16 protein-coding genes and 2 pseudogenes are annotated in these 13446 nt (G+C 57.7%); 11 read left to right on the top strand and 7 right to left on the bottom strand.

What is annotated here, in order from left to right; genetic code table 11:
• Window positions 1-64: 64 nt before the first annotated feature.
• Complete coding sequence (locus CWM54_RS06045; protein ID WP_100696414.1) at window positions 65-916, bottom strand: Vmh family MBL fold metallo-hydrolase; 852 nt, start codon at window positions 914-916, stop codon at window positions 65-67.
• A 114-nt stretch (window positions 917-1030) separates the two neighbouring features.
• Here CWM54_RS06045 and CWM54_RS06040 point away from each other — a divergent pair, with 114 nt between their 5' ends.
• The gene (locus CWM54_RS06040) at window positions 1031-1924 is read left to right on the top strand and encodes a LysR family transcriptional regulator (RefSeq protein WP_100696412.1); all 894 of its coding nucleotides are present in this window, start codon (window positions 1031-1033) and stop codon (window positions 1922-1924) included.
• Between the two features lie 67 nt (window positions 1925-1991).
• On the opposite strand, the gene CWM54_RS06035 is transcribed toward CWM54_RS06040, so the two are convergent.
• Window positions 1992-2237: a DUF2543 family protein gene (locus tag CWM54_RS06035; protein ID WP_061154472.1), complete on the bottom strand. Its 246-nt coding sequence runs from the start codon at window positions 2235-2237 to the stop codon at window positions 1992-1994.
• A gap of 166 nt (window positions 2238-2403) precedes the next feature.
• On the bottom strand, window positions 2404-3318 hold the full coding sequence (locus tag CWM54_RS06030; protein ID WP_165785889.1) for an SDR family oxidoreductase: 915 nt from the start codon (window positions 3316-3318) through the stop codon (window positions 2404-2406).
• Between the two features lie 658 nt (window positions 3319-3976).
• On the opposite strand from CWM54_RS06030, the gene CWM54_RS06025 reads away from it, so the two are divergent.
• The 5 genes and pseudogenes from CWM54_RS06025 to CWM54_RS06005 all read left to right on the top strand — a co-directional run bounded on the left by CWM54_RS06025 (window position 3977) and on the right by CWM54_RS06005 (window position 7021).
• Entirely contained in the window at window positions 3977-4162 is a 186-nt protein-coding gene (locus tag CWM54_RS06025) for a general stress protein (protein WP_008804757.1), read from the top strand.
• Between the two features lie 205 nt (window positions 4163-4367).
• Entirely contained in the window at window positions 4368-4583 is a 216-nt protein-coding gene (locus CWM54_RS06020) for a hypothetical protein (protein WP_100696410.1), read from the top strand.
• Window positions 4584-4606: 23 nt separating this feature from the next.
• Window positions 4607-5112: pseudogene (locus tag CWM54_RS06015) on the top strand (ferritin-like domain-containing protein).
• Window positions 5113-5129: 17 nt separating this feature from the next.
• Window positions 5130-5312 carry a hypothetical protein gene (locus CWM54_RS06010; protein ID WP_012968126.1) on the top strand — a complete coding sequence of 61 codons (183 nt, stop codon included), beginning with the start codon at window positions 5130-5132 and terminating at the stop codon, window positions 5310-5312.
• A 54-nt stretch (window positions 5313-5366) separates the two neighbouring features.
• Window positions 5367-7021: pseudogene (locus CWM54_RS06005) on the top strand (alpha-amylase family protein).
• Here the strand turns inward: CWM54_RS06005 and CWM54_RS06000 are convergent.
• The 3 genes from CWM54_RS06000 to CWM54_RS05990 form a co-directional block, all read right to left on the bottom strand.
• Window positions 7018-8013, bottom strand: coding sequence for an SDR family oxidoreductase (locus tag CWM54_RS06000; protein WP_100696406.1), 996 nt, complete (start codon window positions 8011-8013; stop codon window positions 7018-7020). The pseudogene CWM54_RS06005 and the gene CWM54_RS06000 sit on opposite strands and share 4 nt — an antisense overlap.
• Before the next feature lie 314 nt (window positions 8014-8327).
• On the bottom strand, window positions 8328-8774 hold the full coding sequence (locus CWM54_RS05995) for a DUF421 domain-containing protein (RefSeq protein WP_008804762.1): 447 nt from the start codon (window positions 8772-8774) through the stop codon (window positions 8328-8330).
• Between the two features lie 8 nt (window positions 8775-8782).
• On the bottom strand, window positions 8783-9286 hold the full coding sequence (locus tag CWM54_RS05990; RefSeq protein ID WP_100696404.1) for a hypothetical protein: 504 nt from the start codon (window positions 9284-9286) through the stop codon (window positions 8783-8785).
• A 145-nt stretch (window positions 9287-9431) separates the two neighbouring features.
• Between CWM54_RS05990 and CWM54_RS05985 the strand changes: the two genes are divergently transcribed.
• The 4 genes from CWM54_RS05985 (at window position 9432) to CWM54_RS05975 (ending at window position 11516) form a co-directional block, all read left to right on the top strand.
• Entirely contained in the window at window positions 9432-9836 is a 405-nt protein-coding gene (locus CWM54_RS05985; protein ID WP_100696402.1) for a YdeI family stress tolerance OB fold protein, read from the top strand.
• 15 nt (window positions 9837-9851) lie between these two features.
• The gene (locus tag CWM54_RS28405) at window positions 9852-9998 is read left to right on the top strand and encodes a hypothetical protein (protein ID WP_165785888.1); all 147 of its coding nucleotides are present in this window, start codon (window positions 9852-9854) and stop codon (window positions 9996-9998) included.
• Window positions 9999-10111: 113 nt separating this feature from the next.
• Entirely contained in the window at window positions 10112-10543 is a 432-nt protein-coding gene (locus tag CWM54_RS05980; RefSeq protein WP_008804765.1) for an OsmC family protein, read from the top strand.
• Between the two features lie 103 nt (window positions 10544-10646).
• Entirely contained in the window at window positions 10647-11516 is an 870-nt protein-coding gene (locus tag CWM54_RS05975) for an oxygenase MpaB family protein (protein ID WP_012541625.1), read from the top strand.
• A 3-nt stretch (window positions 11517-11519) separates the two neighbouring features.
• On the opposite strand, the gene CWM54_RS05970 is transcribed toward CWM54_RS05975, so the two are convergent.
• On the bottom strand, window positions 11520-12206 hold the full coding sequence (locus CWM54_RS05970) for an ABC transporter substrate-binding protein (protein WP_100696400.1): 687 nt from the start codon (window positions 12204-12206) through the stop codon (window positions 11520-11522).
• A gap of 220 nt (window positions 12207-12426) precedes the next feature.
• Between CWM54_RS05970 and CWM54_RS05960 the strand changes: the two genes are divergently transcribed.
• A complete protein-coding gene (locus CWM54_RS05960; protein ID WP_100696398.1) occupies window positions 12427-13380 on the top strand; it encodes a cation diffusion facilitator family transporter in 954 nt (317 codons plus the stop codon).
• The last annotated feature ends 66 nt before the right edge of the window (window positions 13381-13446 follow it).

Below are 13446 nucleotides of genomic sequence, written 5' to 3'. Positions count from 1 at the left end.
TTTCAGGGCAATAGCAACCTTCGCGCGCCAGATTAAGAACAGTCTCCCTCACGCGCCGCCGGGATCACCACTTCATCTCGCCGGTATTAACTTTGGCGCTTAACTCCAGCGAGCTGGTCTCCGCCAGGCCCGGCCACTGCGTCTCCATGGCCTTGATCACCCCGGCCGAATCCTGATGCGTCTTCAGCGCTTGCTCAAACTGCTGGAGATACGTTTTTGTGAAGCGCACCGCGCTGTCTCCCTCCGGTGGGGTGCCGAGGTAATGACCAGGGATCACCCGCTGCGGGTGCAGGGCGATCATCTGGTCCAGCGTGTGGCGCCATTGCTGGCGACTGGCCGGCGTCTGGGTGTCGGCGGTCCAGAGATGCATGCCCCACGCCACGCCGGTGCCGCCGAGGATCGTTTTGTTCGCCCGGATCCAGACGAACGCCGCGTAGTCATGCGGCTGCATAATGGTTACTTTCTCGCCGTCGATGGTAAAGCTGTTGGCCTTCAGCGCCTGCGGAACGTACACCTGTGTCGGCGCGCCATCTTTCATTTGCGGGCCCCAGTACGCCAGTTTGGCCGCTTTGGTGGCTTCAATATGTTTGACGACCTCCGGCGTGGCGACCACTTCCGCCTGCGGGAAGGCTTTCATCAGCGGTTCAAGACCAAAATAGAAATCCGGATCGCCAGAGGTGATCACAATCCGCGTGAGCGGCTTGCCGTTTTTCTTGATCATGTCTACCAGCTTTTCGCCGTCTTTGACGCTGAACTGCGCGTCAAACAGCACTGCTTCGTGCGGGCCGGAAACGAGAGTGGAGTTAACGGCAAAGATGCCCTTTTCCTGCGGATTGTAGGTTTGCAGCGTCAGAGGCGCCGCGAAGACAGAACCGCTGAACAGGGCGGTGGCAACAGCAAGAGCAGATAATTTCATGATGTGTTCTCAGTAACAGGTGAATGCGTTCCATTGTACGGATTTCGCTATTTGATAGAATTCCTGAAATAAGAGATGCTGAGTTTCATAAATCGTGCAGATGAAGGGGGCATGATGGATAGAGTGATTGCTGCGCAGGTGTACCTGCGCATCTGCGAGCTGGGAAGTCTCAGCGCCGCGGCGCGGGCGCTGGGGATGTCGCGTCCGATGGTCAGCCGCTATCTGGAGCAGATGGAGAACTGGGCTGGCGCCCGGCTGATCCATCGTTCCACCCGCCGGCTGACCCTGACGCCGGCGGGGGAAAAAGTGTTGCTTAAGACCCGCGGGTTGACGCGGATCGCCGATGAAATCGCCGGCGAGCGCCAGCGGGCCGACCCCAGCGGCACGCTGCGCGTCGCCTGCGCGCACTTCACGGCAATGCAGCTGATCTCACCGCTGCTGCCGGACTTCCTCGCTCGCTATCCGCAGCTGCGTCTGGAGCTGGATATCAATAACCATCCGGTCAGCCTGATCGGCGAGCGCATCGACGTGGCTATTCGCATTACCGACAACCCGGAGCTTGGGGCGATCGCTCGCCGCCTCGGGCTGTGTCGTTCGCTCCTCTGTGCCGCACCGCGCTGGCTCAAGCAGCATGGCCCGCTGACGACGCTTGACGATCTGCAACAGCATAACTGTCTGTTATACAGCCACTTCTCCGGCCAGCGCTGGCAGTTCAGTGATGCGCAGGGGCAGGAGGCGTCGGTGGCGGTGAGCGGCAATCTGAGCGCGGGGATCTCTTCTCTGCTGCTGGAGGCGGCGGTTTCCGGGTGTGGCATTGCGATGCTCCCCGAACTGGAGGCGCGGAGCGCGTTGGCCAGCGGGGCGCTGGAGGTGGTGCTCCCTGACTGGACGCCGAAGGCGCTGAGCGTCTATGGCATCTATCTTTCCCGCGACTATCAGCCCGATGGGCTACCGCTGTTTCTGGATGCGTTGCAGCGACGTCTGGGGGAGACTGCCGCCGGGGCCTGAACATGGGCGTTGCGTTCAGCGGCAACACCGGCGGGCGGTGGCCCTGCCGGTGAGCTGACGATGAGACTTACTCGTTGCCCCATTGATTAAGGAAGTTGGCAATATCGTCAATTCGGCGTTCATCAATAGCCGCTTCACGGGCCATCTCCTGCTGCGCCTCTTCATCGATCTCTTCGTTATTCATCAGTCGCTCAATCAGCAGTTGAAAATAGCGCGCCAGCGCATCGCGTTCCGTCTCTTTGACCGGCGTGGCCGCTTCGGTCTCGTATTCGTCCACGATGTCATAAAATTTCAGGGGGATCTCATTACTCATCAGTTGTCCTCAGGGTCAGCGCACAGCGGCGGGCGGATATCATAGCATGCAGCTGGCTAAACACGCTGCGGGAGAGGAAAAATCGCCACGCAGGGGCTGCGCGGCGATCGTGCTGGGGAGGGACCGGCATAACGCCGGCCCGGTTATCGTTCCGGAGGCGAGGGATTTAGACCACGCCGTCCCCGCCGTCAGAACACCATACCTGACCGGAGGTATACGAGCAGGCATCCGATGCCAGGGTGACATACAGCGGGGCGATCTCGACCGGCTGCCCCGGGCGGCCCATCGGTGTGTCTTTCCCGAACTGTTTCACTTTCTCGTCCGGCTGGCCGCCGCTGGATTGCAGCACCGTCCAGTAAGGACCTGGCGCCACGGCGTTGACACGAATGCCTCGTTTCGCCACCTGCTTGGCCAACGATTTGGTGAAGATCGCCAGGCAGGCTTTGGTCTGGGCATAATCGAGCAGGATCGGGCTGGGTTTATAGGCCTGCACCGAGGTGGTATTGATGATTGCGCTCCCGGCCTGGAGATGGGGCAGCGCCGCGCGAGTGATCCAGAACGGCGCGTAGACATTGGTTTTAAAGGTGGCGTCAAAGTCTTCGGTGGTGAGCTCCTCGAGGGTCTCGCAGTATTGCTGACGTCCGGCGTTATTGACCAGGATGCTCAGTCCTCCCAGTTGTTCCACCGCGTCGGCCACCAGCGACTGACAGAAGGACTCGGAGCGGATATCCCCCGGCAGGGCCACCGCGGTGCGGCCTTCGGCTTTGATCAGCGCGATGACTTCATCGGCATCCTCTTGCTCCTCCGGCAGATAGCTAATGGCGACATCGGCCCCTTCGCGGGCAAAGGCGACCGCCACCGCGCGGCCAATGCCGGAGTCGCCGCCGGTAATTAACGCTTTCTTACCCGCCAGCCTCCCGGTGCCGGTGTAGCTGGTTTCCCCGTGGTCCGGTGACGGCTCCATCTCCGCATCCAGACCCGGTGGGTTTTGTTCTTGCTCCGGGAACTCCGGACGTGGAGCCGTCTCTTCTGGCAACATGGAGGTGGGTAATTTTTTCATTGGCGGTTTTTCATCTTGCATAGTCATCTCCTTCAGACAGAACGGGCCAGACCTAAGGATAGGCCAGCTTCACCCCAGGCCTGGCAACGCGAGAGGATCATCTATCTTGTTTAACAGGCAAAATAGGGACCTTATTTGACTTTAACCGGCTGATCCTTGGCGAATTTCGTTGTATGTCGCTGCGTTATTATTGGTGGTGTTAAATTAGGATTATTCCATCCTTAATTTGCGGGGAGGGGCTATTTTTATCTGGCGGGCTGAATGACGGTGTGATTTTTAAAAGCGAAGGGGTGGCATATTGTGAAAAAATATTCTTTCGCACCCATGGATGAATGATGAACCACCTCATTATGAGTATTTTCTATGACTGAAGTACCTGGCTGATGAAAAAATAAAAAAAATCGCCCATCATTTTCATTTTTTTACAAAAGCGCCGGGGCGAAAAAATTTCATGATAGTGAATGGAGATAATCTAAGGCGAATAAGTGAGTTACACTGTATTTATTTTTACTGCCGCTTCGTTATTTATTTTTTATTTGCCATTTGGCGTGGATAAAAGCCTGGCGTTAATTTGACTCCTGCGAGCATTCCTCTAGTGTTAGATATCGAGGGCGATGATTTGTAACAGGGTCATTTTCCATTTACCAACCGAGATCGAGTAAACCTAAAAGGTGAAATTATGGCAGAGCACAGAGGCGGTTCAGGTAACTTTGCAGAAGATCGTGAAAAAGCATCCGAAGCCGGGCGTAAAGGCGGACAGCACAGCGGCGGGAACTTTAAAAATGATCCTGAACGTGCATCCGAAGCCGGTAAAAAGGGTGGTAAGAACAGTCATGGCGGTGGTCGTAAAGCCGGTGACAGTTAATGACTGAAACCTGAGGCGCTTTAAAATGGGCGCCGCAACAAAACCTGTGGGCCTGCCGGTCCGCAGGTTTCTGTTTATATGGGCTGGTAATAATAAATTGTGTCGCCTAATCCATATTTATTTATCTGTGAAACGCGAAGGGTAAATGATATTAACAATATGCTGGTCAATGGTTAAGTATTTATAATATAGACAGGTAATAAAAATGAAACTGACACCGGCATTGATTAAACGCTGCCATCTTGTTGCTGCAGTGATGTGGGTAATATTGGCAATACCCTCGTTAATCTGGTGGAAAAACAGCGTCCTGTGGGTCATTCTCATTAGCATCTATGCGAATATCGTTGGGCATTTATCCGGATATAGCGCAGCGCGAGCGGATCAGGCGGCGGAAGAGAATGAAGACCCTCCATCTAAATAAAGGATTGGTTATCAGAGGTATTTATGACGGATATTGAAATTATCACAACTGGCTGCGCGATGCTCATGCGATGGAGAAACAGGCCGAAGTAATATTAATCACGGCAACCAGAAGGAGTGAAAACTATCCGCCACTGCGCACGCGTCTTGAACAACATCTCTATGAAACCCGCCGGCAATTATCGTCTCTGCAGGATATCATTGCCCGTAATCATATTTCCCGCTCCGCGCTGCAGGATGCGATGAGCCGGGTCGCCGCGTTGGGCCAGTCCATTGGGATGATGCTGCCCGGCGATGAGGTCATTAAAGTCATTATTACGGCCTATGTTTTTGCGCAATTCGAGGTCGCCTGCTATACCGCCTTATTGACTGCGGCGAAACGGGTAGGCGACCACCATGCCATCCACGCCCTTGAGGCGATGCTGGCGGAGGAGCGAGGCATGGCTGACTGGCTGCTTCATCATCAGCCGACAATCGTCGGGCAATTTCTGCATCGTGCTGAACTGCCTGGCGTTGAGGCCGGAAAATAAGCCGCCGGAGAAAAACTATGGTTAAACGCCACACGATCGCGCTTCATGCTGTCGAGGAACAGGTTCCTCTGAAATTAACCGCCAGACAGCAGGCTCTGGTGGACGCGGTGGCGAACCGGGCGCCTTCAGCGGAGCACGCTACCGTATCGCCTGTCGCCAAACCCCGGCCGACGGCGAGGGGCGGGCGTAAACCGCGCTGAATCTGCTGGCGAGTGACGGGCCACCCGTCAGGGTGAATAAGCAAGGTGATAGTGATGCAACGGGAACAGTGGTTTCACAGAGCGGTCATTTATCAGGTTGATAGTTCACTGTTTTATGACGCTAACGGTGACGGCTACGGCGATCTCGCCGGTATTCGCCAAAAGCTACATTACATTCGCAGCCTCGGGGCGACGGTGCTCTGGCTGACGCCTTTCTATCTCACCCCTCTGCAGGATGATGGCTATGATATCAGCGATCATCTGCAGCCTGACCCGCGATTTGGCACCATCGCCGATGTGATTGAGCTGATTGCCCGCGCCCGGGAGCTGGGACTGCGGGTCATCGTCGAGCTGGTGATCCAGCATACCTCCGCGCAGCACCCGTGGTTTCAGGCGGCCAGGCACGATCCCCGGTCGCCGTGGCGGCCAGGCACGATCCCCGGTCGCCGTGGCGGCCATACTATCTTTGGGCCGACAGGCCGCCGGAGAAGGACGATCCCCCCATGTTTCCCGGCGTCGAGGAGAGCGTCTGGCGCTGGGACGAACAGGCCGGGCAATACTATCGCCACATGTTTTATCGTCATGAGCCGGATCTGAATCTTGCTCATCCGCCGGTGATCGCTGAAATCGAAAACATCATTACCTTCTGGCTGCAGGCGGGGGTGTCAGGTTTTCGCCTCGATGCCGCGTCGCATCTGGTGAAACAGGCCGGGAAGGGTGACGAGGCGCGCGGCTACCCGCTACTGACCCATCTCCGGCAGGTCGTTCAGCGCCTCAATCCCGAGGCGATACTGCTGGGTGAAGTAGACGTTGCGGTAGAAGATTACCGCCATTATTTTGGCCACGGCGATCGGCTGCAGATGGTGCTCAATTTCTGGCTTAACAAATACCTCTATCTCAGTCTGGCGCAGCAGCGAGCCGCCCCGGTGGTGAAGGCTCTGCAGGCGATGGTGACCCCGCCGGACGGGTGCTGCTTCGTCAACTGGCTGCGTAACCATGATGAACTGGATCTCGAGGGGATTGGCGAACGCAATAAGCGCCAGGTTATCCGCACCTTTGCCCCTGATAAAGCCATGTCCGTTTACCAGCGTGGCGTACGCCGGCGACTGGCGCCGATGCTGGATGGCGATACCCGGCGCATGGCGCTGGCCCATGCGATCCTGCTGGCGCTGCCCGGTGTGCCGGTGATGCGCTATGGCGACGAGATTGGCATGGGAGACGATCTGAGTTTACCGGAGCGCTATGCGGTCAGAACGCCGATGCAGTGGTCGGCGGCGCCCAACGGCGGCTTCTCCCGGGCGGCGCGGGACGATCTGCCGGTAAAACCGATAGCCAGCGGGCGGTGGCGCTACCAGCGGATCAATGTGGAAGCAGCGCTACGCCACCCCCGATCGCTGCTGAACCGGGTGCGCAACATGGTACTGGCGCGGGCGGAATATACCGAGCCGGGCTCCATTCCTTTCGCCATCCTCGCGGTGAAACCTGCTGCGGTGCTGGGTTTGTGCTATCGCAGCGAATCGCGGGAGGTGGTGATGCTGGCGAACTGCAGCCAGCAAACGGTAGAGGTGCAACTCCCGCCGCTGGCCAGGGGCTACTGGAGCCCGATACTGGAAGATAAATACTACCGGGACAGGTTGACCGGCGGGGATGACGCGCGGCTGGCGCTTTCCGGGTATGGTTACCGCTGGTTCAGCCGGAGCCTGAGTTAGCGTCGTTTCCCGGAACGACGGAACAACGCCCGCAGGGCCATCGTCGCCACCGCCACGCCGACGCCGGCAGCCACTTTTCCCGGGAGATCGGCGCTGATGGTCACCGCTTTACGCCGCGCGCCATCGTTAAAGGGGCCGTGTCCGGGGTGATTGCCGCGCACCGGCGTGAACAGGTCGTCCTGATGCTCTGCCGGCTTCGGCTGGCCGGTAAACTGTCCCTCCCACGCCTTTTTCACCATCAGACGATCGAGCAGGCGAGGGAAGAAGACCTGGCCGAGGATCGACTGGATGGTGCTTTTCCCGACCCACAGCTCGTTGACCGGACGCTGGATGACGCTGTAGATAGCCTCGGCGGCGACTTCCGGCTGATAGACCGGCGGCACCGGCTGCATGGCCTGATCCATTTTATTCCGCGCCCAGCCAAACTGGGCGGTGTTCATCCCCGGCAGCTGGACCATGGTCAACTGGATGTGGCTTTTCTCGTGCATCAGTTCGGTACGCACGGCATCGGTAAAGCCGCGGATCGCCGCTTTGGCCCCGCAGTAGGCCGATTGCAGGGGAATCGACCGCCATGCCAGCGCCGAGCCGGCCTGAATAATCACTCCCCGATCCCGGGGCGTCATCACCTCCAGCGCCGCGCGGGTGCCATTGACATAGCCGAGATAGGTGACCTCCGTCACCCGGCGAAATTCCTCCTCGCTCATCTGACGAAAGGTGGCCAGCACGGTGGTCATGGCGTTGTTGATCCAAACGTCTATCGCGCCGAGTGTGGCTTCCACCTCGGCGGCGGCGCGCTGCAACGCCCCGGCATCGGCGACGTCGGCGCTAATGGCCAGCGTTTTAATGCCAAACCGTGCGCAGGCCTGCTGTGCTTCCTGCAGACCCGTCTCATCTCGGGCGATCAGCGCCACGTGATATCCTGCGCGGGCGAAACGCAGCGCGGTGGCTTTGCCCGCCCCCGCAGTTCCGCCGGTAATTACCATCACAGACATAGTGACCTCATTCTTTTTGGCTAGCGCAATATTAACTGCACGGATCGGTTAATTATTCCTCACAAATGACAATGAGGAGGTGGGAAATATCCTGGAATAACCGCAGTGTGAATCAGGCGACATATCCGGGTGACGCTGGCTGGATCGTGCCTGCATCGGCGAGGACGTTCTATAATCTGTTAGAACCCTGACAACCCGCGAGGAGGAAAAATGGTGACATTAAACATGCTTAGCGTTGAAAAAGAAGAGGATGACGCCACCCGCGCCCCGGAATCGGGTGATAAACAACCGGAGCGCGATAAATAAAATTGAGACTATTCCTTTTCAGGAATAATGGATATCTGGCCGTTACGCTCGAGGATAGCGAATTTGATCGCTTTGAGCTCATAGATCCCATGGTGCTGCCTGGCTGCCAGCAGGATATCATCGACAGAGATATTGACGAGCTTTATCTTTTCGTCGATGACAGCACCATTTTCCACCACAATAACCGGGCTGCCATCAATGAAATTTTCCGCCTGCGAGAAGCGTTTCTTAATATAGCCGAATAAAATATCAACACCCACCAGAGTGACGATGGTGAGCATCGAACCGGTGACGGAATAGTCTGTGCTGAGCATCGCCTGTTGGGTGGCTTCGCTAATTATCAGCAGCAATATCAGATCAAAGTTGGTTAACTGCATCAGTGTTCTTCTGCCAGCAATCTTAAAAATAATCAACAGGATAAAATAGATTGCTGCGGCTCTGAGGACCATTTCCATAGCCACTCCTACGGATAGACAAACTGGTTCCAGGTGACAGGCGCCCGATCGTTCACTGCCGCCTGCAGGGAGATATTGCCGGCCGTTTTTGGGGTAATGGATAACCACACCGACATCGGCAAACGGTTGGCCGTTTGCTGATACACGAGGTATAATTTCCCCTCGGCGCTATACATTTTATCCGGCTGCGGGCGGATATCACCGACCTGGTAGCGTGATAAAAACGGGGCGGTGAAGCTGATAATGTTTTCATTCCCCCCATCGGGTTTAATCTGGATATTCACTTCGGTTTCACTCATCAGTCTGGCATAGCGCTGATAATCGACGCTTAATTCACCTGCGGCACTTTCCCGGTACGCTTCACTGAAATAACCGGAGGACCACAGACCGCTTAACGCGGTAAGAATGATGAGACTCAGAACAATTATCCCATAGCGCCGGAATCGATATTCGAAGCGTAGTGCTCGTTCATTCTCGTCAACGATGGGACAATCCTGTTGATTCTTAATCATTATTATTTTCCCCGCGTTTCGTTTCGGCAACAGCGTAACGATAAGGACATTCTTATATTAGTCGATATCAGAACAATTGACTTTGTAAAAGTGGATAGCCTCAGCCAGGCTTTATTCTAATCACTTATAAAATGACGGAGGGATGATGAAAAAATTAGCGCTCGCTATGGCCTGTGTACTCGCCGTGGGTATTGCACAGGCGGACGATAAGGGCGGTTTTAGTCAGGATGCCGCACCGCCGCCGCCGCACAAACTGGATGACGGCTATCGCGGCGTCGAGGATGGCCGGATCATGACCGTTGAGCAGGCGAAAACCATGCACGATGGCGCGACTATTTCGCTGCGCGGTAATTTGCTCACCCGCCAGGACAATGACCGTTATCAGTTTCGCGATAAAAGCGGCACCATCACCGCCATCATTCCGGCCGCCGCGTTTAACGAACAGCACGTAGAGCCTGACGATCTGGTCAGCATCAACGGTAGCCTCGATCGCAAAATGACGCCGTCGGTGGTGCGTGTCGATCGTCTGCTCAAGCAGTCGCCTAAGTAAGCGGAGAACGCCGATATGAGTCACACATCTCAGCCGCAAGGTGAGCAGGGCGGAAAGCATCCTGCGCGCGAGGCGCCTGCCGAGCATGGCGAAGTGCCGCGTAAACGGGACGACAGCAAGGACGACAAAACCGATCCTTATCATCCCCACGATGGCCGTTAGCGAGGCTGACCACGAGATCCTTAAGGGCACAGTGATGCCCAGGCCGCAGAAAAGGCGCAGGTTCGGCATCACGCACTATACTTTTTGTTCGACATCATCACAGGAGGAGTCACATGGCGATTCATAAGAAAGGGCTGGCGCACTGGGAAGGCGATCTGAAACATGGCAAAGGCACCGTGTCGACAGAGAGCGGGGCGCTGAGCCAGCAGCCCTACGGCTTTAACACCCGTTTTGAAGGGGTGAAAGGCACCAACCCTGAGGAGCTGATTGGCGCCGCGCATGCCGCCTGTTTCTCAATGGCCTTGTCGCTGATGCTCAGCGAAGAGGGCTATACCGCGACTTCTATCGACACGACGGCAGTGGTCACCCTCAATAAAACCGACGGCGGCTTTGCGATAACCGACATCGCGCTGCAAAGTCAGATTGTTCTGCCGGACGTTGCGCCGGCGGCGTTCGATGAGATCATTCAGAAAGCGAAGGCCGGTTGCCCGGTATCGCAGGTGCTGAAGGCCAATATCACCCTCGACTACCAGCTGAATCCGTAAACTGTCGTGCCCGCGCGTAGCGGGCACCCTTTCCCGATATCTCTCCCTGCGCTGCCCAATAGTGGTATCTTTTGTCCTTTAGTTGCACGTAAGGGACATCATCATGATCGGCATTCGCGGGATGATCGAGGCGCAGGTGCTCGGCCTGACCGGCATGGCGCTAAAAGAGATCGACTTTGAACAGCCTAAAGGGGAGCCAGGGCTGTTTGGCCCGCAGTCGGCCATCTGGCAGGTACACGGCGATTTTACCTCGATGCTCTGCGGCGGCATCAGCGCGCTGCTGCTGCAGATGCTGCATCCCCTGGCGCTGGCCGGCGTCTGGGATCACTCCCGTTTCCGTGAGGACATCTTTGGCCGCCTGCGCCGCACCAGCCAGTTTATTTCCGCCACCACCTTTGCCACTACCCCCGACGCCGAGCGGCTCATCGCCAAAGTGCAGGGGATCCATCAGCGGATCGGCGGGGTGGATAAGGACGGAACGCCTTATCAGGCCAGCGACCCGGCGCTGTTGACCTGGGTGCACGTCGCCGAGTGCAGTCGCTTTATGGCCTCCCACCTGCGCTACAAGCGGACGGTGGTCAGCGCCGAGCGCCAGGAGGACTATTTCCGCGAGTCGGCGGAAATCGCCCGTCGGCTGGGGGCCCAGGACATCCCTCAGACGCCTCAGGAAGTGGCGGACTATCTCGAGGCGATGCGCCCGCAGTTGCGCTGTGACGAACGTACCCGGGAGGTAGCCGAGGTGCTGCTCTCTACTCGTCTGCCGGGTAGACTGAGCCAGCCGGTGGGTCAGGTCATGATGCGCGCCGGGATCGATCTGCTGCCGGAATGGGCGCAGGAGATGCTGGGGCTGTCGCTCACGCCGCTGCAGCGGCGCACGACGCGCCTGCTGGTGCATGGCGTGGCCCGCGTGCTCCGTGCCTCGGTACGCAACGGCGCCTGGCATTGCGCCATGCGCCGGATGCAAGTGGAGTGAAGGTCACTCCGCCTTGCCCAGCTGTCGGGTAATCAGTGCCTCCAGGCTGCCATCCGCCCGCCACTCGCTCAGCGCGTCATTCACCGCGTTGAAGCCAGCGACATCCTCCCGGGCGACGCAGATGGCCTGCTGGATCTCGGTAAAATTATCCGCCAGTACCCGCACCCCAGCGTGCTGACGGGCTGTTGCCTCCAGCGGCTGTCGGATACCGGCGACCATATCCCCTTCACCGGCGAGGAAGGCGTCGATGGCTTCCTGCGAGGAGGGAAGGCGATTCAGGCTGGCGTGCTGCAGATGACGGGTTAACCACAGATCGTAAGCGGCGTTTTGCCCGACGTTAATGGTGGTTGCCGGGCGATCCATGTCAGCCACCCGCTGACAGGCCGAATCGGCTCTGACCAGCGCGGTCCCCTGGATGGTGATGTAGGGAGGCGTAAAACGCAGGGTCGCTTCCCGGGCCGGGTCGATGGCCAGAAACGCGATGTCCCAGTGATCACCGCCGGCGTCAGCCACCACTTTTCCGGCGGCAGGATAGGGGACGAACTCGGCTGTGACGCCCCAGCGCGTCGCCAGCCGATGGCTAAGCTCGACGGTGATGCCTGCTGGCTCCCCCGTCTCCCCGAGATGGGCCAGGACCGCGTTGCCCAGGTTAATGGCAAAACGCAGCCGGGATGAGGTGATCTCTGACATCGCTGACTCCTGTGGTGGTTAAGAGGAAGTGGCCCGACCTGCCGGGCCAGTCATAAGATAGCCCATCCGTGCGCGGTTGTACCTGTCCTGCCACCCTTTCAGAATATATTAATAATCGACAGCGCCGATATCATTAAACGGAAAGGCAATGGCTTTTATATTGTTAAGCATAAACTCAGCTTGTCAGTTTATTCTTCCCGCTCACAAAGGGAGAGAAATAATGACACAACATAATTTTGAAAATGATAATAAATATCATGAGCGTTCGATGCAGGCGCGAAAGAGTACCCTTATTAGCGTGGTGGTCAATATTTTCCTTTCCGCGTTTCAGGTTGTGGTGGGAATATTCTCTGGCTCCCAGGGGTTGATTGCTGATGGGATGCACTCTTTTTCCGATCTGGTCGCCGATGGGGTGGTGCTGGTGGCGAATAAAAAGAGCCGTCGACCCTCAGACCACGATCACCACTATGGTCACTGGCGCTACGAGAATGGCGCCTCGCTGATCCTCGGCGCGATCCTGGTGCTGGTCGGGATTGGCATGCTGTGGTCCGCGGCGGGTCACCTGGCGCAACCGCAGACGATTCCGGCGGTGCACAGCGTGGCGCTGTGGATGGCGCTGGTGGCGCTGGCCGTCAAGGAGGGGCTGTTTCGCTATATGCTGGCGGCCGCCACGCGGCTGAATTCATCGCTGCTCATCGCCAACGCCTGGCATGCCCGCTCCGACGCCGCGTCATCTCTGGTGGTGGCGCTGGGGATTATCGGTAATCTGGCCGGGTTCGCCTGGTTCGACCCGCTTGCCGCGCTGGCGGTGGGACTGCTGATCACCCGCATGGGCTATCGTTTCGCCGCCACGGCGCTGCACGATTTAATGGACCGCGCGGTCGATGAAGAGACGCAGCAGGCGATCGCCGGCACGCTGCAGGCCACGCCGGGCGTGGCGGGTCTGCACGATTTGAAAACCCGTAAGGCGGGGGATCTGGTGCTGGTGGATGTCCATCTCGAGGTGGCGGGAGAGATGTCGGTAGCCGAGGGACACCAGATCGCCCGTCAGGCGCGGGAGCGGGTCCTGGCGCAGCATCCGGTGCTTAACGTAATGGTGCATCTTGATCCCAGCGAAGCGCCCAGCGCGCTATGCGGGGCCGGTGAAAGCGGCCTGGCGCACCCGGCGCCGTAAGACGACAATTTTATTGGCTCAGCGGCTATTTTTTCCTGAGCCTTAATTTCTGACGTAACGCGCCCG

This window comes from Klebsiella sp. D-Nf1 (assembly GCF_002810515.1).
GTDB classification, from domain to species: Bacteria; Pseudomonadota; Gammaproteobacteria; order Enterobacterales; family Enterobacteriaceae; genus Klebsiella; species Klebsiella variicola.
Note: the sequence above shows the minus strand (reverse complement) of the source record. Positions and strands in the feature narration are given on the sequence as shown.

Bases quoted from the DNA above. Each gene is read 5' to 3' on its own strand.
- CWM54_RS06045 (WP_100696414.1), bottom strand. From the start codon at position 916: ATGAAATTATCTGCTCTTGCTGTTGCCACCGCCCTGTTCAGCGGTTCT.
- CWM54_RS06040 (WP_100696412.1), top strand. From the start codon at position 1,031: ATGGATAGAGTGATTGCTGCGCAGGTGTACCTGCGCATCTGCGAGCTG.
- CWM54_RS06035 (WP_061154472.1), bottom strand. From the start codon at position 2,237: ATGAGTAATGAGATCCCCCTGAAATTTTATGACATCGTGGACGAATAC.
- CWM54_RS06030 (WP_165785889.1), bottom strand. From the start codon at position 3,318: ATGCAAGATGAAAAACCGCCAATGAAAAAATTACCCACCTCCATGTTG.
- CWM54_RS06025 (WP_008804757.1), top strand. From the start codon at position 3,977: ATGGCAGAGCACAGAGGCGGTTCAGGTAACTTTGCAGAAGATCGTGAA.
- CWM54_RS06020 (WP_100696410.1), top strand. From the start codon at position 4,368: ATGAAACTGACACCGGCATTGATTAAACGCTGCCATCTTGTTGCTGCA.
- CWM54_RS06010 (WP_012968126.1), top strand. From the start codon at position 5,130: ATGGTTAAACGCCACACGATCGCGCTTCATGCTGTCGAGGAACAGGTT.
- CWM54_RS06000 (WP_100696406.1), bottom strand. From the start codon at position 8,013: ATGTCTGTGATGGTAATTACCGGCGGAACTGCGGGGGCGGGCAAAGCC.
- CWM54_RS05995 (WP_008804762.1), bottom strand. From the start codon at position 8,774: ATGGAAATGGTCCTCAGAGCCGCAGCAATCTATTTTATCCTGTTGATT.
- CWM54_RS05990 (WP_100696404.1), bottom strand. From the start codon at position 9,286: ATGATTAAGAATCAACAGGATTGTCCCATCGTTGACGAGAATGAACGA.
- CWM54_RS05985 (WP_100696402.1), top strand. From the start codon at position 9,432: ATGAAAAAATTAGCGCTCGCTATGGCCTGTGTACTCGCCGTGGGTATT.
- CWM54_RS28405 (WP_165785888.1), top strand. From the start codon at position 9,852: ATGAGTCACACATCTCAGCCGCAAGGTGAGCAGGGCGGAAAGCATCCT.
- CWM54_RS05980 (WP_008804765.1), top strand. From the start codon at position 10,112: ATGGCGATTCATAAGAAAGGGCTGGCGCACTGGGAAGGCGATCTGAAA.
- CWM54_RS05975 (WP_012541625.1), top strand. From the start codon at position 10,647: ATGATCGGCATTCGCGGGATGATCGAGGCGCAGGTGCTCGGCCTGACC.
- CWM54_RS05970 (WP_100696400.1), bottom strand. From the start codon at position 12,206: ATGTCAGAGATCACCTCATCCCGGCTGCGTTTTGCCATTAACCTGGGC.
- CWM54_RS05960 (WP_100696398.1), top strand. From the start codon at position 12,427: ATGACACAACATAATTTTGAAAATGATAATAAATATCATGAGCGTTCG.